The following is a 16950-nucleotide window of genomic DNA, read 5'->3' as shown; positions in this document are numbered from 1 at the left end:
CCGCCTCACGGCGCCCGGCACCGGCCCCGGGGCGGCGGCCGCCCGGTCGGCGATGATCGGGGTCATGACCGATCAGAGCGAGGACACGGCGTACGAGCGGCGGCTGGTGGCCGCCTGGCGCGCGGCGGAGCACACCCTGACCCGCACCCCGCGCGAGGCCACCCTGCGCGAGCTGCTGGAGCGGCTGACGGACGGCCCCCACGACCTGGACGAACAGGCCGACCTCTACGGCGACGGGGTGGTCGGCGCCCTGGAACGCCGGGTGGCGGAGCTGCTCGGCACCGAGGACGCCGCGTTCTTCCCCTCCGGCACCATGGCCCAGCAGATCGCCCTGCGCTGCTGGGCGGGCCGCACCGGGAACCCGGCCGTGGCCCTGCACCCGATGAGCCACCCGGAGCGGTGGGAGGAGGAGGCGCTGTCGGCCGTCTCCGGTCTGCGGGTGGTCCACCCGACGACGGAACCCCGCCAGCCCACGGCCGCGGAGGTCGCCTCCCTCCCCGAGCCCTTCGGCACGCTGATGCTGGAGCTGCCCCTGCGCGACGCCGGCTTCCTCCTGCCCACCTGGGAGGAACTGGAGGAAGTGGTGGAGGCCGCCCGCGAGCGGGAGGCGGCGGTCCACTTCGACGGGGCCCGGCTGTGGGAGACCACGGTCCACTTCGGCCGCCCGCTCCAGGAGATCGCCGCGCTGGCGGACTCGGTGTACGTGTCCTTCTACAAGTCCCTCGGCGGGCTGAGCGGGGCCTGCCTGGCGGGAGCGGCCGACTTCGTCGAGGAGACCAGGGTCTGGCGCCACCGCTACGGCGGCCGGGTCTTCCGCCAGTTCCCCGCCGCCCTCTCCGCCCTGACGGGCCTGGAGCGCGAGCTGCCCCGCCTGCCGGCGTACGTGGAACACGCCCGCCTGGTCGCCGGCGCCCTGCGGGCGGCGCTCGCCGCTTCGGGCATCGCCTGGTCCAAGGTCCACCCGGAGGTCCCGCACACCCACCAGTTCCAGGTCTGCCTGCCCTTCGAGGCCGCGCACCTGACGGAAGCGGGCCTGCGCACGGCGGAGGAGACGGGCCGGGTCCTGTTCCACCGGTGGTCCCCGACGGCCGTCCCGGGCATCTCGGCGACGGAACTTTCGATCACCGCCCCGGGCCTCTCCTGGACGAAGGCGAACGTGACCGAGGCGGTCGCGGACTTCACGGCCCGCCTGTAACGACCTCACCCCCTCCAACCCCACCCATCCCCAGGCCCCACCCAGCCGACCCCATCCAGCCCCGGGCCCCATCCAGCCCCCGGGCCCCACCCACCCCCACCCCGACCCCACCCATCCCCCCGACCTCACCCAGCCCTCCCCGACCCCACCCAGCCCCCCCGACCTCACCCAGCCCCCGACCCCACCCAGCCCCCCCCGACCCCACCCAGCCCCTCCGGCGCTTGAGGAGCGGGTCCGGGCGGAGCCCGGGGAACGGAGGAAGGGCGGGGCGGGGAGCGGCTCCGCGCAGCGGCACCCACCCCCACCCCGGCGGAGCCGACACGGCGGGGCGGGGAGCGGCTCCGCGCAGCGGCACCCGCACCCCCACCCCGGCGGAGCCGACACGGCGGGGAGCGGCTCCGCGCAGCGGCACCCGCACCCCCCACCCCGGCGGAGCCGACGCGGCTTGACCGAATTCCGCGAAAACGACCGGCGAAGTCCAGCCACGGGGTTACCGTCCCTACCGATGGGAATTCCTGGGACCGGAGGAGACACCATGACCGTCCAGCCCGCGGCCAGCGCCTGGCAGAAGTCCTCGTTCTGCGGCGAAGGGGACACCTGCGTCTACGTCTCCGCCACCCCCGGCTCCCTCGTCCGCGTCGCGGACCGCGCCGATCCGGCCCACCTCGTGCTCGCCACGACCCAGGCCGCCTGGGCCGATTTCCTCCGCGCGGTCAAGGAATCCGGATAGGGGAACCGCCGCGCCGCACCCCTCACCCTGAGGGGATTTTGTCCGATTAGCGCGTATCTTCGGCCCATGCCCACGCCCTACGGATCCCGCGGCGGCATGGCGTTCAGCGCTGCCGAACTTCTCGTGCTCAGGCGCTCGCTCGCCCACGCCCTCCAGTCCTCCACGGCCCCCCTCACGGCCCCGGAGGTCCAGGACTGCCTGCGCCTCGCCCAGTCGGTGGACGACGCGGTCCAGGAGGCGGGCCGGCTCAGAGCGTTCCTCCTGGAGGACCTCGCCCGCTACCGGGGCGCCCTGCCCGGCAGCCTCCCCGGGTACCTGGAACTGCTCCAGGACGCCCTGGCGGGCGGCTACGAGCCCGTCCCCGACGACCTCGCCGCCCTGCGCGCCCTGCGGGCGAACCCGGTCGCCGCCGCACTGCTGGAGCGGGCCCAGGGCATCGCGGAGCGCTCCGTACGGCGCCGGCTGTCCACGGCCCCCGCGCCCCGTACGCGGCTGCTGGCGCTGGCCGGGGGCCAGGACCGGCGGCCGTCCCCCGAACCCCGGCCGAAGGAGCCCCCGCGGCCCGAGAAGCCGATCCCGACGCCCGGCGAGGTCTTCCCGCCCCGCCGCAAGCCCACCCCGCCCCCGGCGGCCGGCCGTGCCGTCGGCTAGCTACGCTGTCGGCATGGACTACGTCTCCGCGCTCCTGCCCCCCGTCGTGATGGCCGCGTTCTTCATCGCCCTCGTCAGGACGATCGTGAAGACCCAGGGCGGCGCGAACAAGGCCAAGGAGGACGCGGCGGTCGACGCCGTGATCTCCCGGGCCGCGGCCGCCCAGCAGCAGAAGTAGCCCCCCGAGGGGCGACGGGAGTACGGCACCACCCGCCGTACTCCCGCGACCTTCGGTCGGGGCGCCTTCGACATTTCTCGCGCGTTGCTCCCCGAATAGTCGGGCAATTCCACACAACCAGCACTATCGTGCTGTTGTGCCTCGCCCCTTGGGAGAACTCGAAGACGCGGTCATGACGCGGGTGTGGCAGTGGAACCGCCCGGTCACCGTTCGGGAAGTACTGGAAGACCTCCAGCAGGAACGGTCCATCGCCTACACCACGGTCATGACCGTTATGGACAATCTTCATCAGAAGGGCTGGGTCCGCCGGGAAGCCGAAGGCCGTGCCTATCGATATACGGCGGTCTCCACCCGCGCCGCCTACTCGGCCGCACTGATGAACGAAGCGTGGTCCACGAGCGACAACCCGGCCGCCGCCCTCGTGGCCTTCTTCGGCATGATGTCGGCGGAACAGCGCGAAGCCCTCCGGGATGCCGTACGCATCGTCCAGCACGACGACGAGACGGCCACCGCCGCGCCCGAAGCCGAAGGGGACTCCGGCGAGCGGCCGGGGGAGCCGGGACGATAGCGTCCCGTCGCATGGGAGAGTTTTCCGCCGCATCCGCCGCGCCCGCAGAAACAGTGACGATCCGCCGAGCCCGCACCGGTGATGTCCGCGCGGTGCGCCGTCTGCTCGACCAGTACGTGCAGCAGCGGATCCTGCTCGACAAAGCACCGGTCGTCCTTTACGAGGACATCCAGGAGTTCTGGGTCGCGGAACGCGTCTCGGACGGCCAGGTGGTCGGCTGCGGCGCTCTCCACGTGATGTGGGAAGACCTCGCCGAAGTGCGCACTCTCGCCGTCGACCGGGAGTTGAAGGGCGCCGGAGTCGGCCATCGCGTACTGGAGCAGTTGTTGCGCACGGCCCGCGAGGTCGGCGTGAGCCGGGTTTTCTGCCTGACCTTCGAAGTGGACTTCTTCCGCAAGCACGGGTTCGTCGAGATCGGCGAGACACCGGTCGAGACGGATGTCTACATGGAGCTGCTGCGTTCCTATGACGAGGGTGTCGCCGAGTTCCTCGGTCTCGAACGAGTGAAGCCGAACACCTTGGGCAACAGTCGGATGCTTCTGCACCTCTGATCGATCACCGTGGTTTTTCCCGTGCGTCGCCCGCCTGTGGCCTATGTCCGAATCGCGCACGTTTCCCGCCTCGTTGCGGTCTCGAACCTCTCCCCGGGGGTTTGTGTTTTTCAGGCAAAAGCGGTTTCCTTTCCGCGTACTGCTTTTCGATGAAAGGAAATCCCGGTGGCACAGAAGGTTCAGGTCCTTCTTGTCGACGACCTCGACGGTGGCGAGGCGGACGAGACTGTGACGTTCGCTCTGGATGGCAAGACCTACGAGATCGACCTCACCACCGCCAACGCTGAAAAGCTCCGCGGCCTGCTCGACCCGTACACCAAGGGCGGCCGCCGTACCGGTGGCCGGGCCACCGCGGCCCGTGGCGCCAAGGGCCGCGCGTCCGCGACGACGGGCCAGCCCGACACCGCGCTGATCCGCGCGTGGGCGAAGGAGAACAATTACAACGTGAACGACCGCGGCCGCGTCCCGGCCGAGATCCGCGAGGCCTACGAGAAGGCCAACGGCTGAGAAGCCGGGACAGTACGTCGCCTCAGGCGCGCCCGGTGGCATTCCGTCGCCGCCGCAGCCACCAGACGTACGAGATCGGGCCCGCGAGCGGGCCCGGCGGCCCGCCCCGGACCGGGCAGGGCCGGCAGCAGTGCCTCACACCCCTGCTCGGGGGGTCGCAGCCACACGGCGGCCCCCCGAGGGCTTTTCCCGAGGGACGTCCCCGGGGGAGCCGGGGCGGTGATCCGGCAGCCCGCGCCCAGGGCCGCGAGGTCCAGGGCGACCCCGCCCCACTCCAGCCAGTCGAGGAGCCCGTCGAGCTCCTCCGCGCCCCCGGCGGCCACCAGGAACTGCATCCGGCGCCCCGCCAGCGCGACCGGACCCGTGGGCACCGGCCTGCGCAGCAGCGCCGCACCCGCGTCGGACGGCAGCTCCAGCACGTCGAACCGGGTCCCCGTGGCGAGCCGGCCGGGCGCCGCGCCCAGGACGGTCCAGCCGAGCACCCGCTCGTACCAGCCCCCGTACGTCTCCTGCCCGGGCGGTGTCCGGGGCCCGGGGACGGCCCCGGCGGGGGGCTGAGGGGCGGTCGGCGCGGAGGGCGGTGGAGGGGGTCCCCCCGGACGGAGTTCGGGGGAGGTTGCGGCCATGTCCGGAGCAACTCCCGAAACGGCCCTGGGTTACGGTCGGTGTGACACAACGCGCTCACGCCGACGCGGAACGTAAACGTCCGTGAGGCCGGCGTCCCGCATTCGGGACGGAACCGTGTTCGCCCTTAGCTGAGGGAACCGGTGCCACTGGCATGGAGTGTCAGTCCTTACGGGTAAGACATTCCTAGTGGATCGGGGCGACACGCTGATTTGAACGGCTTCCGTTCGCCATCGGCGTACACGCATGACGGGTATCTGCCTGGCCTGCGGGAACATCGTCTCGCACCATCGAGTTGGAGCAGTAGTCGGCTCTAACAGCCGGTTTTCCTCACCGACGTGGGGGTGAGCCGTGGACGGATGTCGGCAGTTGGAATGAGCTGTCCCGCCCCGCGGGACTAGCATGCGGAAGGACAGGGCGGGGACCGACCCCGAACTGCCCGACCGCTCTGAGGAGCGATAAACGATGTTCGAGAGGTTCACCGACCGCGCGCGGCGGGTTGTCGTCCTGGCTCAGGAAGAAGCCCGGATGCTCAACCACAACTACATCGGCACCGAGCACATCCTTCTGGGTCTGATCCACGAGGGTGAGGGTGTCGCCGCTAAGGCCCTGGAGAGCCTCGGGATTTCGCTCGAGGCTGTTCGCCAGCAGGTCGAGGAGATCATCGGTCAGGGCCAGCAGGCCCCGTCCGGCCACATCCCCTTCACCCCGCGGGCGAAGAAGGTCCTGGAGCTGTCGCTCCGAGAGGCCCTCCAGCTCGGCCACAACTACATCGGCACCGAGCACATCCTGCTCGGCCTGATCCGCGAGGGCGAGGGCGTCGCCGCCCAGGTCCTCGTGAAGCTGGGCGCCGATCTCAACCGAGTCCGGCAGCAGGTCATCCAGCTGCTCTCCGGTTACACCGGGGGCGGCAAGGAGTCGGCCACGGCCGGCGGCCCGGCCGAGGGCACGCCCTCGACCTCGCTGGTCCTCGACCAGTTCGGCCGCAACCTCACCCAGGCTGCCCGCGAATCCAAGCTCGACCCGGTCATCGGGCGCGAGAAGGAGATCGAGCGGGTCATGCAGGTGCTGTCCCGCCGGACGAAGAACAACCCGGTCCTCATCGGCGAGCCCGGCGTCGGCAAGACCGCCGTCGTCGAGGGCCTGGCCCAGGCGATCGTCAAGGGCGAGGTCCCCGAGACCCTCAAGGACAAGCACCTCTACACGCTTGACCTGGGTGCCCTGGTCGCCGGTTCCCGCTACCGCGGTGACTTCGAAGAGCGCCTGAAGAAGGTGCTCAAGGAGATCCGCACCCGCGGCGACATCATCCTGTTCATCGACGAGCTCCACACCCTCGTGGGTGCGGGTGCCGCCGAGGGCGCGATCGACGCCGCCAGCATCCTCAAGCCCATGCTGGCCCGTGGTGAGCTCCAGACCATCGGTGCCACGACGCTCGACGAGTACCGCAAGCACCTCGAGAAGGACGCGGCCCTCGAGCGCCGCTTCCAGCCGATCCAGGTGGCGGAGCCTTCCCTCCCCCACACGATCGAGATCCTCAAGGGCCTGCGCGACCGCTACGAGGCCCACCACCGCGTCTCCATCACGGACGAGGCCCTCGTCCAGGCGGCGACGCTGGCCGACCGGTACATCTCGGACCGCTTCCTCCCGGACAAGGCGATCGACCTGATCGACGAGGCCGGCTCCCGGATGCGCATCCGCCGGATGACCGCGCCGCCGGACCTCCGCGAGTTCGACGAGAAGATCGCGGCCGTGCGCCGCGACAAGGAGTCGGCCATCGACTCCCAGGACTTCGAGAAGGCGGCCTCTCTCCGCGACAAGGAGAAGCAGCTGCTGGCGGCGAAGACCAAGCGCGAGAAGGAGTGGAAGGCCGGCGACATGGACGTCGTCGCCGAGGTCGACGGCGAGCTCATCGCCGAGGTCCTCGCGACCGCGACCGGCATTCCCGTCTTCAAGCTCACCGAGGAGGAGTCCTCGCGACTGCTCCGCATGGAGGACGAGCTCCACCGCCGCGTCATCGGCCAGAAGGACGCCATCAAGGCGCTCTCCCAGGCCATCCGCCGTACCCGTGCGGGTCTGAAGGACCCGAAGCGCCCGGGTGGCTCGTTCATCTTCGCCGGTCCGTCCGGTGTCGGTAAGACCGAGCTCTCCAAGACGCTCGCCGAATTCCTCTTCGGCGACGAGGACGCGCTGATCTCCCTCGACATGTCGGAGTTCAGCGAGAAGCACACGGTTTCCCGTCTCTTCGGTTCGCCCCCCGGTTACGTGGGCTACGAAGAGGGCGGCCAGCTCACCGAGAAGGTGCGCCGGAAGCCGTTCTCCGTCGTCCTCTTCGACGAGGTCGAGAAGGCCCACCCGGATATCTTCAATTCCCTTCTCCAGATCCTGGAGGACGGTCGTCTGACCGACTCCCAGGGCCGGGTCGTGGACTTCAAGAACACGGTCATCATCATGACGACCAACCTGGGTACCCGGGACATCTCGAAGGGCTTCAACCTGGGCTTCGCGGCCCAGGGCGACACCAAGACCGGCTACGAGCGGATGAAGGCGAAGGTCAACGAAGAGCTCAAGCAGCACTTCCGGCCCGAGTTCCTGAACCGTGTCGACGACACGGTCGTCTTCCACCAGCTCACCGAGGAAGACATCATCCAGATCGTCGACCTGATGATCGCCAAGGTCGACGAGCGCCTCAAGGACCGCGACATGGGCATCGAGCTGAGCGGCGACGCCAAGCTCCTGCTCGCCAAGCGCGGCTACGACCCGATCCTGGGTGCCCGTCCGCTGCGCCGGACCATCCAGCGCGAGATCGAGGACGTGCTGTCGGAGAAGATCCTCTTCGGCGAGCTGCGCCCCGGTCACATCGTGGTCGTCGGCAAGGAGGGTGACGGCGAGGAAGCCAAGTTCACCTTCCGCGGCGAGGAGAAGTCGGCCCTGCCCGACCTCCCCCCGATCGAGGCCACGGGCTCCGGCCCGGACCTGTCGAAGGGCGCGTAAGCGCTCCGCGGGTAGCAGTACCCAGGGGCGACCCCGGGACCGTTCGGTCCCGGGGTCGCCCCTTTTCGTGCGCGACTTCTCGCGCGCCGTCCGAGCGTGGTGACGCGTTCCACTCCGAAGGTCCGGGACCGGCCGGTCGAAGGTCCCCCTCCGGTGACAAGCCGCACAGGGCAAATCGGACCTACTAGGAATTCTCGTAGATTTTCCTGCCCGTTTTGTCCCTACTCAACCCCAGCCGGGACGCCGTCAACAGGTCCGAGTCCCTCACGCCCGTTACGACGCCGGGTAGTAATGGGGAGGTTTGAGGAAGTTCGGGGGCTCGGGTTACCAATGTTCCGGTCAGCCCGGTACGTGCTTCACCGTGCCGGGTCACTTCATGCCCCTGACGGGCATGGCACCGCCCCTGTTCCCGGCCCCGGAGGTCTGTTCATGTTCGCGAAGCGCGTCAGCACCCGTCGTACCCGTACCGCCGTCACCGCCACCGCTCTCGGCGCCGTGCTGGCCCTGGGAGCCGGGACGACCGCCGCGTTCGCCGACACGACGCAGACCTCCAAGGCCGCGTGGGAGAAGCCCGTCGCCAAGTACACGCTGTCCGCGACCTTCGCCCAGGCCGGCGGCATGTGGGCCCACAAGCACTCCGGCCAGGACTTCGCCGTCCCGTCCGGCACCCCGGTCGACGCCGCCGCGGCGGGCACCGTCGTCAAGGCCGGCCCCAACGGCGGCGGCGACGGCCCGGCCTACGGCAACGCCATCGTGATCAAGCACGGCAGCGGCACGTACTCGCAGTACGCGCACCTCTCGAAGATCCAGGTCAAGATCGGCCAGAAGGTCGCCAAGGGCCAGCGGATAGCCCTCTCCGGCAACACCGGCAACTCCAGCGGCCCGCACCTGCACTTCGAGATCCGCACCACGCCGAACTACGGCTCGGCCGTCAACCCGGTCGCCTTCCTCCGCGCCGCGGGCGTCACGATCTGATTCAGCCGGTGACCCAGAAATGGGTCGCGGTGGCCTTCGCCGCGGCGTCGAGCTCGCCCTTGCGGTAGGCCTCGGCCTGCTCCGGGGTGAAGGCCGTTCCGTAGAACCGGATGTAGTTCATGGAACCCTGCCAGGCGCCGACCCAGGTGTTGTCGTGGCGGGCCCGGCCGAGCTGGAACGGACCGGCGTTCTGCCAGATCCCCGGGATCTGGGCCTCTCCGGCCTTCTTCCCGTCCACATAGAGGGCGATCGCCTTCTTCTCGGCGTCGTGGACGGCGGTCAGCACGGTCGTCGTCTTGACCGTCTTGGCTCCCTCGGCGGCGATGGTCACGATGGTGGGCTTCGTGCCCTTCTCCGTGGTCCGTACGCGGAACACCCACGCCTGCTTGCCGTTCACCTCGTCGGCGCCCACCTCGAACGAGAACGACTCGCCGGTGCCCTGGCTGAAGGCGATGTGTGCGCCCTGCGCCGGGGAGGTGTTGTTGACGCGGGCCGAGAGGGAGAAGCTCTTGGTCGTGTCCACGGCCGCCTCGGTGGCCTGGGCGTACGAGTTCGCGTTGCCCTTGAGACGGAGCTCGTAGCGCTCGCCCACCTTGGGCACCGTGGCCTCGGGGCCCATTCGAATGTGGGTCTTGCCGGCGCCGTCCCGGAGCAGTGACGGGTCGCTGGCGACCGTGGGGGAGTAGGCCTTGGACGAACTCGCACCGGGGTCGGGCGAGGCGGGCGCGGACGAAGCGGGCGGGTTGTCGGCGACGTCCTTCGGGTCGTCGCCGCCGGACTTGTCCCCCTTGAGCAGCAGGAACGTTCCGCCGCCGGCGAGCAGCAGCAGAACGGTCACGGCGCCGCCGATCATCCAGAGCCGCTTCCTACGCCGCTCGGCGGCCGACCGGTCGGCCATGGCCTCCCAGTCCGGCTGATCCGCGGAGGGCATGACCGGCAGCCCCTGGTCGGGGCCCGGCAGGAACGGCGTGGGCGGGCCGAAGCCCCCGCCTGCGGGCTGGTTCGGCGGGTAGCCGTAACCACTGCCCTGCGGGGGCGGGAACCCGTAACCGCCGCTCCCCGGGGCGGGCTGGGGCTGCGGGCTGCTGGGAGGATTCGTACCGTCGGTCATGCCAGGGATGCTAAGTCACTGCCCGGTACCGGTGTAGGCCCGGGGACGCCCGGCCCCGTGGGGCGTCACACGCGGGTGCCCGGCGGGCCTGCCCAGCGCCACCTCCGCGCCGGCGGGGTCGGGTGTGCGGTGGGGCGCCCCCGCAGGGCGTCGAACGCACCCCGTTTCCCCTCTCCACCGGCTCGAACCGTTCGACGCCCGAGGAGGTGCCCCGGCGCGCGCCCGGCCCCGACGGCCCTTCGCGTGCGGGCCGCCCCGGGGGTGCCGCCGCGTGCGGGCCGCCCCGGGGTGCCGCTGCGCGGAGCGGTCCCCTACCCGCCCTTCCACCGTTCCCCGGGGCTCCGCCCCGGACCCCGTGCCTCAAGCGCCGGCGAGGCTGGATTTGCCAGGGCCCCGGTTCTCAAGTGCGGCGCAGCCCTACGGCACCTGGATCACCGGGAAGCTACCCGTGGCCGTAGGGGCGTGTTCCGGGAGCCACAGGACCGCCACCGCACCCGCCGCCCCGCCGGCTCCGCCGGCCACGGCCGAGCCCGCCACGTTGCGGAACGTCAGCCGCGCGCCCAGCACCCGTGCCTGACCCTCCGCGATGGTCAGCCCGAGCCCGTGCCCCACACCGGCCCGGTCCGTGGACCCCGTACGGAAGCGGCTCGGCCCTTCCCGCAGCAGTGCCTCCGGGAAGCCGGGCCCGTGGTCGCGGACCCGCACGACCCGCCCCTCCACGTCGACCTGGATCGGCGGCTGCCCGTACCGCGAGGCGTTCGCCAGCAGGTTCCCCAGGATCCGCTCCAGTCGGCGCGGGTCGGTGCTGACGATCTCGTCCGCGACCACCCGTACCGAGGCCTCCGGCATCAGCGCCTTCACCCGCCGGCTCACGAACTCGCCCAGCGCCACGTCCTGGAGCTCGGCCCGCTCGGACGCGCTGTCCAGCCGGGCCACCTCCAGTACGTCCTCGACCAGCGCGCGCAGCGCCTGCGCCCGGTCCCGCACCAGCTCGGTCGGTCGCCCCGGTGGCAACAGTTCCGCCGCCGTGAGCAGCCCCGTCACCGGGGTGCGCAGCTCGTGCGCGATGTCCGCGGTGACCCGCCGCTCCGCCTCCAGTCGCTGCTGGAGCGCGTCGGCCATGGCGTCGACGGCCCGCGCGAGATCGTCCGTCTCGTCACGCACGACACCCCCGACCGCGTCCCGCACCCGCACTTCCGGGTCCCCGTGTGCCACCCGCTGGGCGGCCGCCGCGGCCTTGCGCAGCCGGCGCGAGATCTGCCCGCCGATGAGCACGCCGAGCGCGGAGCCGCCGATGACCACGGCGAGGGAGCCGATGACGAGGGCACGGTCCAGGTCGCGCACCATGTTGGCGCTCTCCCGGAACTGGGTGTGCAGAGAAAGCACCTGCCCGTTCCCGAGCGGCACGGCCGCCCACACCTCCGGCAGCCCGTGCGGGTTCTCCTGCACGAAGGTGCCGCGCCGCCCCGACCGCGCCTTCTCGCGCAACTGCGCGGGCAGCTCGGGGTCGTTGACCTTGGCGCCCATCATGGGCCTGCGCCCCGAGTCGGTGTTGCGGGAGATGAACTGGACGCGGTCCAACTGCACCTCGCGGGCGCTCTCCAGCATCGAGACCCGGGCAGCGCTGTGCACCACGAGGCTCAGTGCGACGGCGGTGAGCGCGCCGACGGCCGCGATGGCGAGGGTGATCTTCCAGCGGATCCCCGTCCGGAGGGTGAACCGTCTCATGCTTTGAGCTTGTATCCGAAGCCCCGGACCGTTTCGATCCGGTCCTGCCCGATCTTGGTGCGCAGCCGCTGCACGTGGACGTCGACGACGCGGGTGTCGCCGCCCCAGTCGTAGTCCCAGACCCGCTCCAGCAGGCGGTCGCGCGACAGTACGGTGCCGGGTGCGGAGGAGAACTCCAGCAGCAGCCGCATCTCGGTCGGCGTCAGGGCCACCGGGGCGCCCGCCTTCCGTACCTCCATGCCCTCGGTGTCGACCTCCAGGTCGCCGAAGGACAGCACCCCGCGCTCCCCGTCCGGGCCGTCGCCGTCGGAGCCCGCCCCGCCGTTCTGCGGGCCGCCCGCGTGGCCGAAGCGGCGCAGCACGGCGCGGATGCGGGCGACGAGCACGGACCCGTCGAAGGGCTTGGTGACGTAGTCGTCGGCGCCCGCCTCCAGGCCCAGCACCACGTCGATGGAGTCGGCGCGCGCCGACAGCATGATCACGGGGACGGTGGATTCGTCACGGATGCGGCGGCACAGGCTCACGCCGTCCATGCCGGGGACCATCACGTCGAGCAGGGCGATGTCGGGACGGTTCGCCCGGAAGGACTCCAGACCGGACAGCCCGTCGGGCATGGCGGTGACCACGAACCCGTCGCGCTCCAGCGCCAGGGTCGTGGCCTCGCGGATGACGTCGTCGTCCTCGACGAACAGGACATGGGTCTCGGCCATGCGGAAGTCTCGCCTCAGTTCTTCTGGGTCACGGCCGGGGCGGGCTGGGCCCCGCTGTCGACCACGTTGCTGTACTCCGAGTGGACCCGGTCCTGCTCGGTGAACTTCTCCCCGTTCCAGTGGTACGTGATCACGTCCTCCCCCGACGGATACGCGAGCGCGTCGCTCTTCGCGTAGACCTGCTTGGTGACCACCAGGTCGCCCCGGTCGATCTCCGCGTACAGGGGTGGCTGCTCGTCCGAGAACACATTCTCGTACTTCCCGCCCTCCGAGCGGTACACGTACGAGCCGCGGCCGAGCGCGTCCGCGCAGGACAGGACGTTGACGACGATGTCGGCGACCGTGCCCCCGGTGACCTTCCCGTAGCTCACGTCCACCGGGTACTCGTTGGCCGAGCAGGGCTTCAGGTCGCGCTTGACCGCGGCGCTGACCTTGGGGTCCGCCATGAGGAGCCTGACCGGGTCCACCTTCTTCAGGGCCGGGCCGGACGGGGAGGCGGACGGCTTGGAGGGGTCGTTCGCGTCCGCGGACGAGGAGGGCGCCCCGGGCGTCGTGGGCGAGGTGGACACCGCGGGCGGCGCCGTGCCGGCCTTGGCCACGGCATCGCTGCGGGCGGGGCCGCCGTCGCGCAGGCCGGTGCCGCCGGTGGAGCAGCCGACCGCGAACACGGCAGTGCCGACGAGGACGATCGCCCCCGCCGACATAAGGATCAGAGAACTGCCGGGCCAGCCCGTGGAACCTCTGTCTTGGCCGTTCAGGCCGCGCACCGCTCACGCCCCTCGTACCGGATGGTGTGGTCGCCGCGTTCCAGCGCGCGCATGTCCAGGTCCCGGCTCTCCAGTTCCTGACGGAGACGGGCCAGCGCGCGATGCAGCGTGCTCTTCACCGTACCCGCAGACATCCCGAGCGCGGCAGCGGTCTCCTCGGTGCTCATCTGCTCCCAGTGTCGCAGCACGACCACGCTGCGCTGCTTGGGGGCGAGGACCTTGAGGATGTCCATGAGCAGCGCCCGGTCGGCGCGCTGGTCGGAGCCGTCCTCGACGGAGGCGTCGGGCAGCTGCTCGGTGGGGACCTCTTCGAGCTTGCGGGCGCGCCACCACTCGGTGCGGGTGTTGATCATGACCCGGCGGAGGTAGGCGTCGGCCAGGGACTTGTCCGCGATGCCGTCCCAGCGGCCGTAGGTGCGCACCAGCGCGGTCTGCAGGAGGTCCTGCGCGTCCGTGGGGTCCGGGACGAGGCGCCGGGCACTGCGCAGCAGGGCGTCCTGCCGGGTGCGTACGTACTCTTCGAATTCGAGCACCTTGCCGTGCGCCATCTCAACCGCCTCCACTGCCGTCCCCCGGGTCATCCGCTGTCTTACGGATCCGAAGGTACGGAGGTGTTGTCACGGCACTGTGCGGTCCAGACCTCGGTGGGCGCACGGACACCCATAGGTTGTGTAACAGCGGCTGTGAGCTGGGGTTTCCCGACGGAAGCGGAATGGTTGAGTCGGCTACCACCGTGGTGGCGAGGGCTGTTGACGCTCCTTCGGATCCCGTCGCCGCCACGTCACCCGGTGGTCATCCGCACGTCGTCCTCACGTCATCGGAAGCCGGTACAGGGATCCCGCGAGCGGCTCCACCAGCCCGTCCGAGACCAGTCCGTCCAGCGCCCGGGCCCGCTGCACCGGCTCGTCCCAGACCGTGTCGAGCACGGACTGCGGCACGGGTCCCACCGCCTCCCGGAGCACGGCCAGCAGCCTGCCGCGCACCTGCCGGTCCGTGCCCGCGTACGTCTGCCCGCGCCGCGGCGGTCCCTCGTGCGCCGGCTTCCCGGCGAGCCGCCAGGCGCACAGCCCGGCCACCGGGCAGCGGGCGCAGTCCGGGCTCTTGGCCGTGCACACCAGCGCGCCGAGCTCCATCGAGGCCGCCGCCCAGCGGGCGGCGGTCTCCTCGTCCTCGGGGAGCAGCTCCCGGGCCAGGCGCCGCTCGGCGGCCGTGGTGGCGTTCGGCGGGTACTCGATCCCGGTCGCGGTGCGCGCGAAGACCCGCCGCACGTTCGTGTCGAGCACGGCGTGCCGCTGCCCGTACGCGAAGGAGGCCACGGCGGCCGCCGTGTACTCGCCGATCCCGGGGAGCGCGAGGAGCTGCGCGTGCTCGCTCGGTACGTCGCCCCCGTGCCGTTCCGTTATCGCGACGGCCGCGCCGTGCAGGCGCAGGGCCCGGCGCGGGTAGCCGAGCCGCCCCCAGGCCCGTACGGCCTCGCCGGGCGCCTCGGCGGCCAGGTCGGCGGGGCGGGGCCAGCGGGCGATCCACTGCTCGTAGACCGGCAGGACCCTGCTGACGGGGGTCTGCTGGAGCATGAACTCGCTGACCATGACCCCCCAGGGGCCGGCCTCGGGGCGGCGCCAGGGCAGGTCGCGGGCGTGCTCGTCGAACCACGCGATGACGGGGGAGTGCAGCGCGTGGGAGCCGGCGGAGGAGGAACCGTGGGATGCGGAAGCAGAAGCGGAAGCAGTCATGGCAGACGGCATCCTGGCACGTTTCGGGCCCCTACGTCGGGCCCGGGCCGGTGAACCAGACGGCGGGGCGGAACCCGCTCGCCCGCATGGCGGCGATGACCGTGCAGGCCGGCCCGGTGAGCGCGAGGACGAGGACGGCGGCCAGCGAACCGCCCAGCAGCAGGCCGGCCGCCACGTCGTGCGGGTAGTGCACGCCGACGTAGACGCGGGAGAAGGCCATCAGCAGCGCGAGCGGCACCGTCAGCAGCGCCAGCCGGGGCACGGCGAGGGCCAGTGCGACGGCGGCGGCGCCCGCGAGGGCGGCGTGGTTGCTCGGGAAGGACCAGTCCCCGGGCGCGGGGCAGGTGATGAGCGAGGCCGCGGCCCCGGCGACGGCGCGGCAGGGCCGCTCCTCGTCGACGGCCGACTTCACGGCCTCGGACGCGACGTACGCGACCGCGGTGGCGAGCGGCGCGAGAACGGCGAGCGCCACCGGGCGGGGGCCGTCCGCGCGTCCGCGCGAGCGCCACCAGACGGCCGTGAAGAGCAGGCCGAAGAGGAGGAGTCCGTACTCGGTCCAGACCTCGAACGCCGACTGCGTCCAGGCGGGGGTGGAGTGGGCGAAGTCGGTGATGTCGCGGTAGAGGTCCGAACTGTGCATGGTGACCGACGGTACGGAGGAAGAGGTCAGCGGGGCGTCAGAGGCCTGGCCGGTTTCGGCCCACCGCGGCCGCGCCGGATCGCGCCCGCAGGCCGATCATCGGCAAATCGAGTCCGCTGCGCGGCATGTGGGGCACTGATCGGGCCGAGAACTCTCGTAAGGTTCCGTTCGTGGGATCTCTGCGCAATCCGGTCGGGCCGCTCCCCTCCTCCATCTACTGGCGACGGAGGGCTGTGCTGGCGTCCGTCGTCGCGCTCCTCGCGCTCCTCGCCGTATGGACCGTCAGTTCCGGCGGGGGGAAGACCAGTACGAACGGCAAGGGCCAGAAGGGCCCCGACGCCGTCACCGCCATCACCCCCGGACCCTCCGGCACGGGACCCGCGATCGGCACCGCCCCGGGCGGCCGCGCGGAGTCCTCGGGCGGCGGCGCGGCCTCCGGCTCCGACGGCGGCACGGGCGGTTCGGGCAAGAACGGAGACCCGGGCGCCGGCAAGGGCGCCGGCGGAGCCTCCGGTTCCGGCGGCTCGGGCGGCTCGGCGGCCGTCCCGGCGGACTCCCCGCTCATCACGTGCGCGCCGAGTGCGCTGCAGTGGGAGGTCAAGAGCGCGAAGAACGAGTACCAGGCGAACGAGAAGCCCCGACTCGAACTCGTCGCCCGCAACACCTCCGGCAGCACCTGCAAGGTCGATCTCGGCCCGAAGCAGGCGGTCCTGACCATCCTTCAGGCGACCACCGGCAAGGCGGTCTGGTCCTCGGCGGACTGCCCGCCGGGCGCGGGCAACGCGTTCTTCCGCATCCCGGCGGGCGGCGAGACGAAGCAGCCGCTGGACTGGGACCGGCGCTTCAGCGCCCCCGACCAGTGCCAGTCGCCTCCGGCGGGGTCCGCGGTGCCGGACACGTACGTGGTCGAGGTCAAGGCTCCCGGCATGCCGCTGATCCGAACCTCGTTCGTCCTGAGGCAGGACTGACCCCGGGGACTCCGCCCCCAGACCCCGCGCCTCTCGCCTCCGGCGGGGCTGGAGGTTGGCTGGTGCCCGCTGTCCGGTGCGGGTCCGTTGCCGGGGCTCCGCCCCGGACCCCGCTCCTCAATCGCCGGAGGGGCTGGAGTTTCCCGGGCCGGGGCCCCGATCGTGAGGGCCCTGCGCGGTGTCCCGGCGGGGCGTCTCCTCGTCCTCGCGCCTGCGGCCGTCGTGAAAGTGCCGAGGGTGGTTGCGCGCTCGTCCTGCGGGGACGCCCCGCCGTGCCCCCGCTCCGACAGTCCGGCAAGGCCCTGCCCGGGCGGGGCGGGAGT

General features: G+C 71.6%; 18 protein-coding genes. 10 read left to right on the top strand and 8 right to left on the bottom strand.

Features of this window, described 5'->3' with window-relative positions; translation table 11 throughout:
- Positions 1 to 64 precede the first annotated feature (64 nt).
- From ACIQ5Y_RS03470 to ACIQ5Y_RS03440, 7 genes are all read left to right on the top strand, one after another.
- Entirely contained in the window at positions 65 to 1195 is a 1131-nt protein-coding gene (locus ACIQ5Y_RS03470) for a threonine aldolase family protein (RefSeq protein ID WP_403874564.1), read from the top strand.
- 535 nt (positions 1196 to 1730) lie between these two features.
- On the top strand, positions 1731 to 1925 hold the full coding sequence (locus ACIQ5Y_RS03465) for a DUF397 domain-containing protein (RefSeq protein WP_403874562.1): 195 nt from the start codon (positions 1731 to 1733) through the stop codon (positions 1923 to 1925).
- A 66-nt stretch (positions 1926 to 1991) separates the two neighbouring features.
- Entirely contained in the window at positions 1992 to 2576 is a 585-nt protein-coding gene (locus ACIQ5Y_RS03460; protein WP_403874560.1) for a hypothetical protein, read from the top strand.
- A gap of 13 nt (positions 2577 to 2589) precedes the next feature.
- Positions 2590 to 2754, top strand: coding sequence for a hypothetical protein (locus ACIQ5Y_RS03455; RefSeq protein WP_403874558.1), 165 nt, complete (start codon positions 2590 to 2592; stop codon positions 2752 to 2754).
- A gap of 136 nt (positions 2755 to 2890) precedes the next feature.
- Entirely contained in the window at positions 2891 to 3322 is a 432-nt protein-coding gene (locus ACIQ5Y_RS03450) for a BlaI/MecI/CopY family transcriptional regulator (protein ID WP_403874557.1), read from the top strand.
- Positions 3323 to 3333: 11 nt separating this feature from the next.
- The gene (locus ACIQ5Y_RS03445; RefSeq protein WP_403874556.1) at positions 3334 to 3873 is read left to right on the top strand and encodes an amino-acid N-acetyltransferase; all 540 of its coding nucleotides are present in this window, start codon (positions 3334 to 3336) and stop codon (positions 3871 to 3873) included.
- Between the two features lie 165 nt (positions 3874 to 4038).
- Positions 4039 to 4380, top strand: a complete 342-nt coding sequence (locus ACIQ5Y_RS03440; protein ID WP_403874554.1) for an Lsr2 family protein — start codon at positions 4039 to 4041, stop codon at positions 4378 to 4380.
- Here the strand turns inward: ACIQ5Y_RS03440 and ACIQ5Y_RS03435 are convergent.
- Positions 4359 to 5006 carry an SCO3374 family protein gene (locus ACIQ5Y_RS03435; RefSeq protein WP_403874552.1) on the bottom strand — a complete coding sequence of 216 codons (648 nt, stop codon included), beginning with the start codon at positions 5004 to 5006 and terminating at the stop codon, positions 4359 to 4361. The genes ACIQ5Y_RS03440 and ACIQ5Y_RS03435 overlap by 22 nt on opposite strands.
- 463 nt (positions 5007 to 5469) lie before the next feature.
- On the opposite strand from ACIQ5Y_RS03435, the gene ACIQ5Y_RS03430 reads away from it, so the two are divergent.
- Both ACIQ5Y_RS03430 and ACIQ5Y_RS03425 read left to right on the top strand, forming a co-directional pair.
- Complete coding sequence (locus ACIQ5Y_RS03430; protein ID WP_384751098.1) at positions 5470 to 7995, top strand: ATP-dependent Clp protease ATP-binding subunit; 2526 nt, start codon at positions 5470 to 5472, stop codon at positions 7993 to 7995.
- Positions 7996 to 8424: 429 nt separating this feature from the next.
- Positions 8425 to 8970 carry a M23 family metallopeptidase gene (locus tag ACIQ5Y_RS03425; protein WP_403874550.1) on the top strand — a complete coding sequence of 182 codons (546 nt, stop codon included), beginning with the start codon at positions 8425 to 8427 and terminating at the stop codon, positions 8968 to 8970.
- Between the two features lies 1 nt (position 8971).
- On the opposite strand, the gene ACIQ5Y_RS03420 is transcribed toward ACIQ5Y_RS03425, so the two are convergent.
- The 7 genes from ACIQ5Y_RS03420 to ACIQ5Y_RS03390 form a co-directional block, all read right to left on the bottom strand.
- The gene (locus ACIQ5Y_RS03420; protein ID WP_403874548.1) at positions 8972 to 10081 is read right to left on the bottom strand and encodes a LamG-like jellyroll fold domain-containing protein; all 1110 of its coding nucleotides are present in this window, start codon (positions 10079 to 10081) and stop codon (positions 8972 to 8974) included.
- Between the two features lie 417 nt (positions 10082 to 10498).
- Positions 10499 to 11809, bottom strand: a complete 1311-nt coding sequence (gene cseC, locus ACIQ5Y_RS03415) for a two-component system sensor histidine kinase CseC (protein ID WP_403874546.1) — start codon at positions 11807 to 11809, stop codon at positions 10499 to 10501.
- Positions 11806 to 12519 (bottom strand): two-component system response regulator CseB, encoded by a 714-nt coding sequence (cseB, locus tag ACIQ5Y_RS03410; protein ID WP_403874545.1) that lies wholly within the window; start codon positions 12517 to 12519, stop codon positions 11806 to 11808. The genes cseC and cseB overlap by 4 nt, the downstream gene beginning before the upstream one ends.
- 14 nt (positions 12520 to 12533) lie before the next feature.
- Positions 12534 to 13223, bottom strand: a complete 690-nt coding sequence (locus tag ACIQ5Y_RS03405) for a hypothetical protein (protein ID WP_403874543.1) — start codon at positions 13221 to 13223, stop codon at positions 12534 to 12536.
- 50 nt (positions 13224 to 13273) lie between these two features.
- The gene (locus ACIQ5Y_RS03400; protein ID WP_403874541.1) at positions 13274 to 13834 is read right to left on the bottom strand and encodes a SigE family RNA polymerase sigma factor; all 561 of its coding nucleotides are present in this window, start codon (positions 13832 to 13834) and stop codon (positions 13274 to 13276) included.
- 261 nt (positions 13835 to 14095) lie between these two features.
- Positions 14096 to 15019, bottom strand: coding sequence for an A/G-specific adenine glycosylase (locus tag ACIQ5Y_RS03395; RefSeq protein WP_403874540.1), 924 nt, complete (start codon positions 15017 to 15019; stop codon positions 14096 to 14098).
- A gap of 31 nt (positions 15020 to 15050) precedes the next feature.
- Positions 15051 to 15659 (bottom strand): phosphatase PAP2 family protein, encoded by a 609-nt coding sequence (locus tag ACIQ5Y_RS03390; protein WP_403874538.1) that lies wholly within the window; start codon positions 15657 to 15659, stop codon positions 15051 to 15053.
- Between the two features lie 170 nt (positions 15660 to 15829).
- Between ACIQ5Y_RS03390 and ACIQ5Y_RS03385 the strand changes: the two genes are divergently transcribed.
- The gene (locus ACIQ5Y_RS03385) at positions 15830 to 16627 is read left to right on the top strand and encodes a hypothetical protein (protein WP_403874535.1); all 798 of its coding nucleotides are present in this window, start codon (positions 15830 to 15832) and stop codon (positions 16625 to 16627) included.
- Positions 16628 to 16950: the final 323 nt, after the last annotated feature.

It is taken from the genome of Streptomyces sp. NPDC096339, assembly GCF_044762985.1.
Taxonomy (GTDB): Bacteria; Actinomycetota; Actinomycetes; order Streptomycetales; family Streptomycetaceae; genus Streptomyces.
Note: the sequence above shows the minus strand (reverse complement) of the source record. Positions and strands in the feature narration are given on the sequence as shown.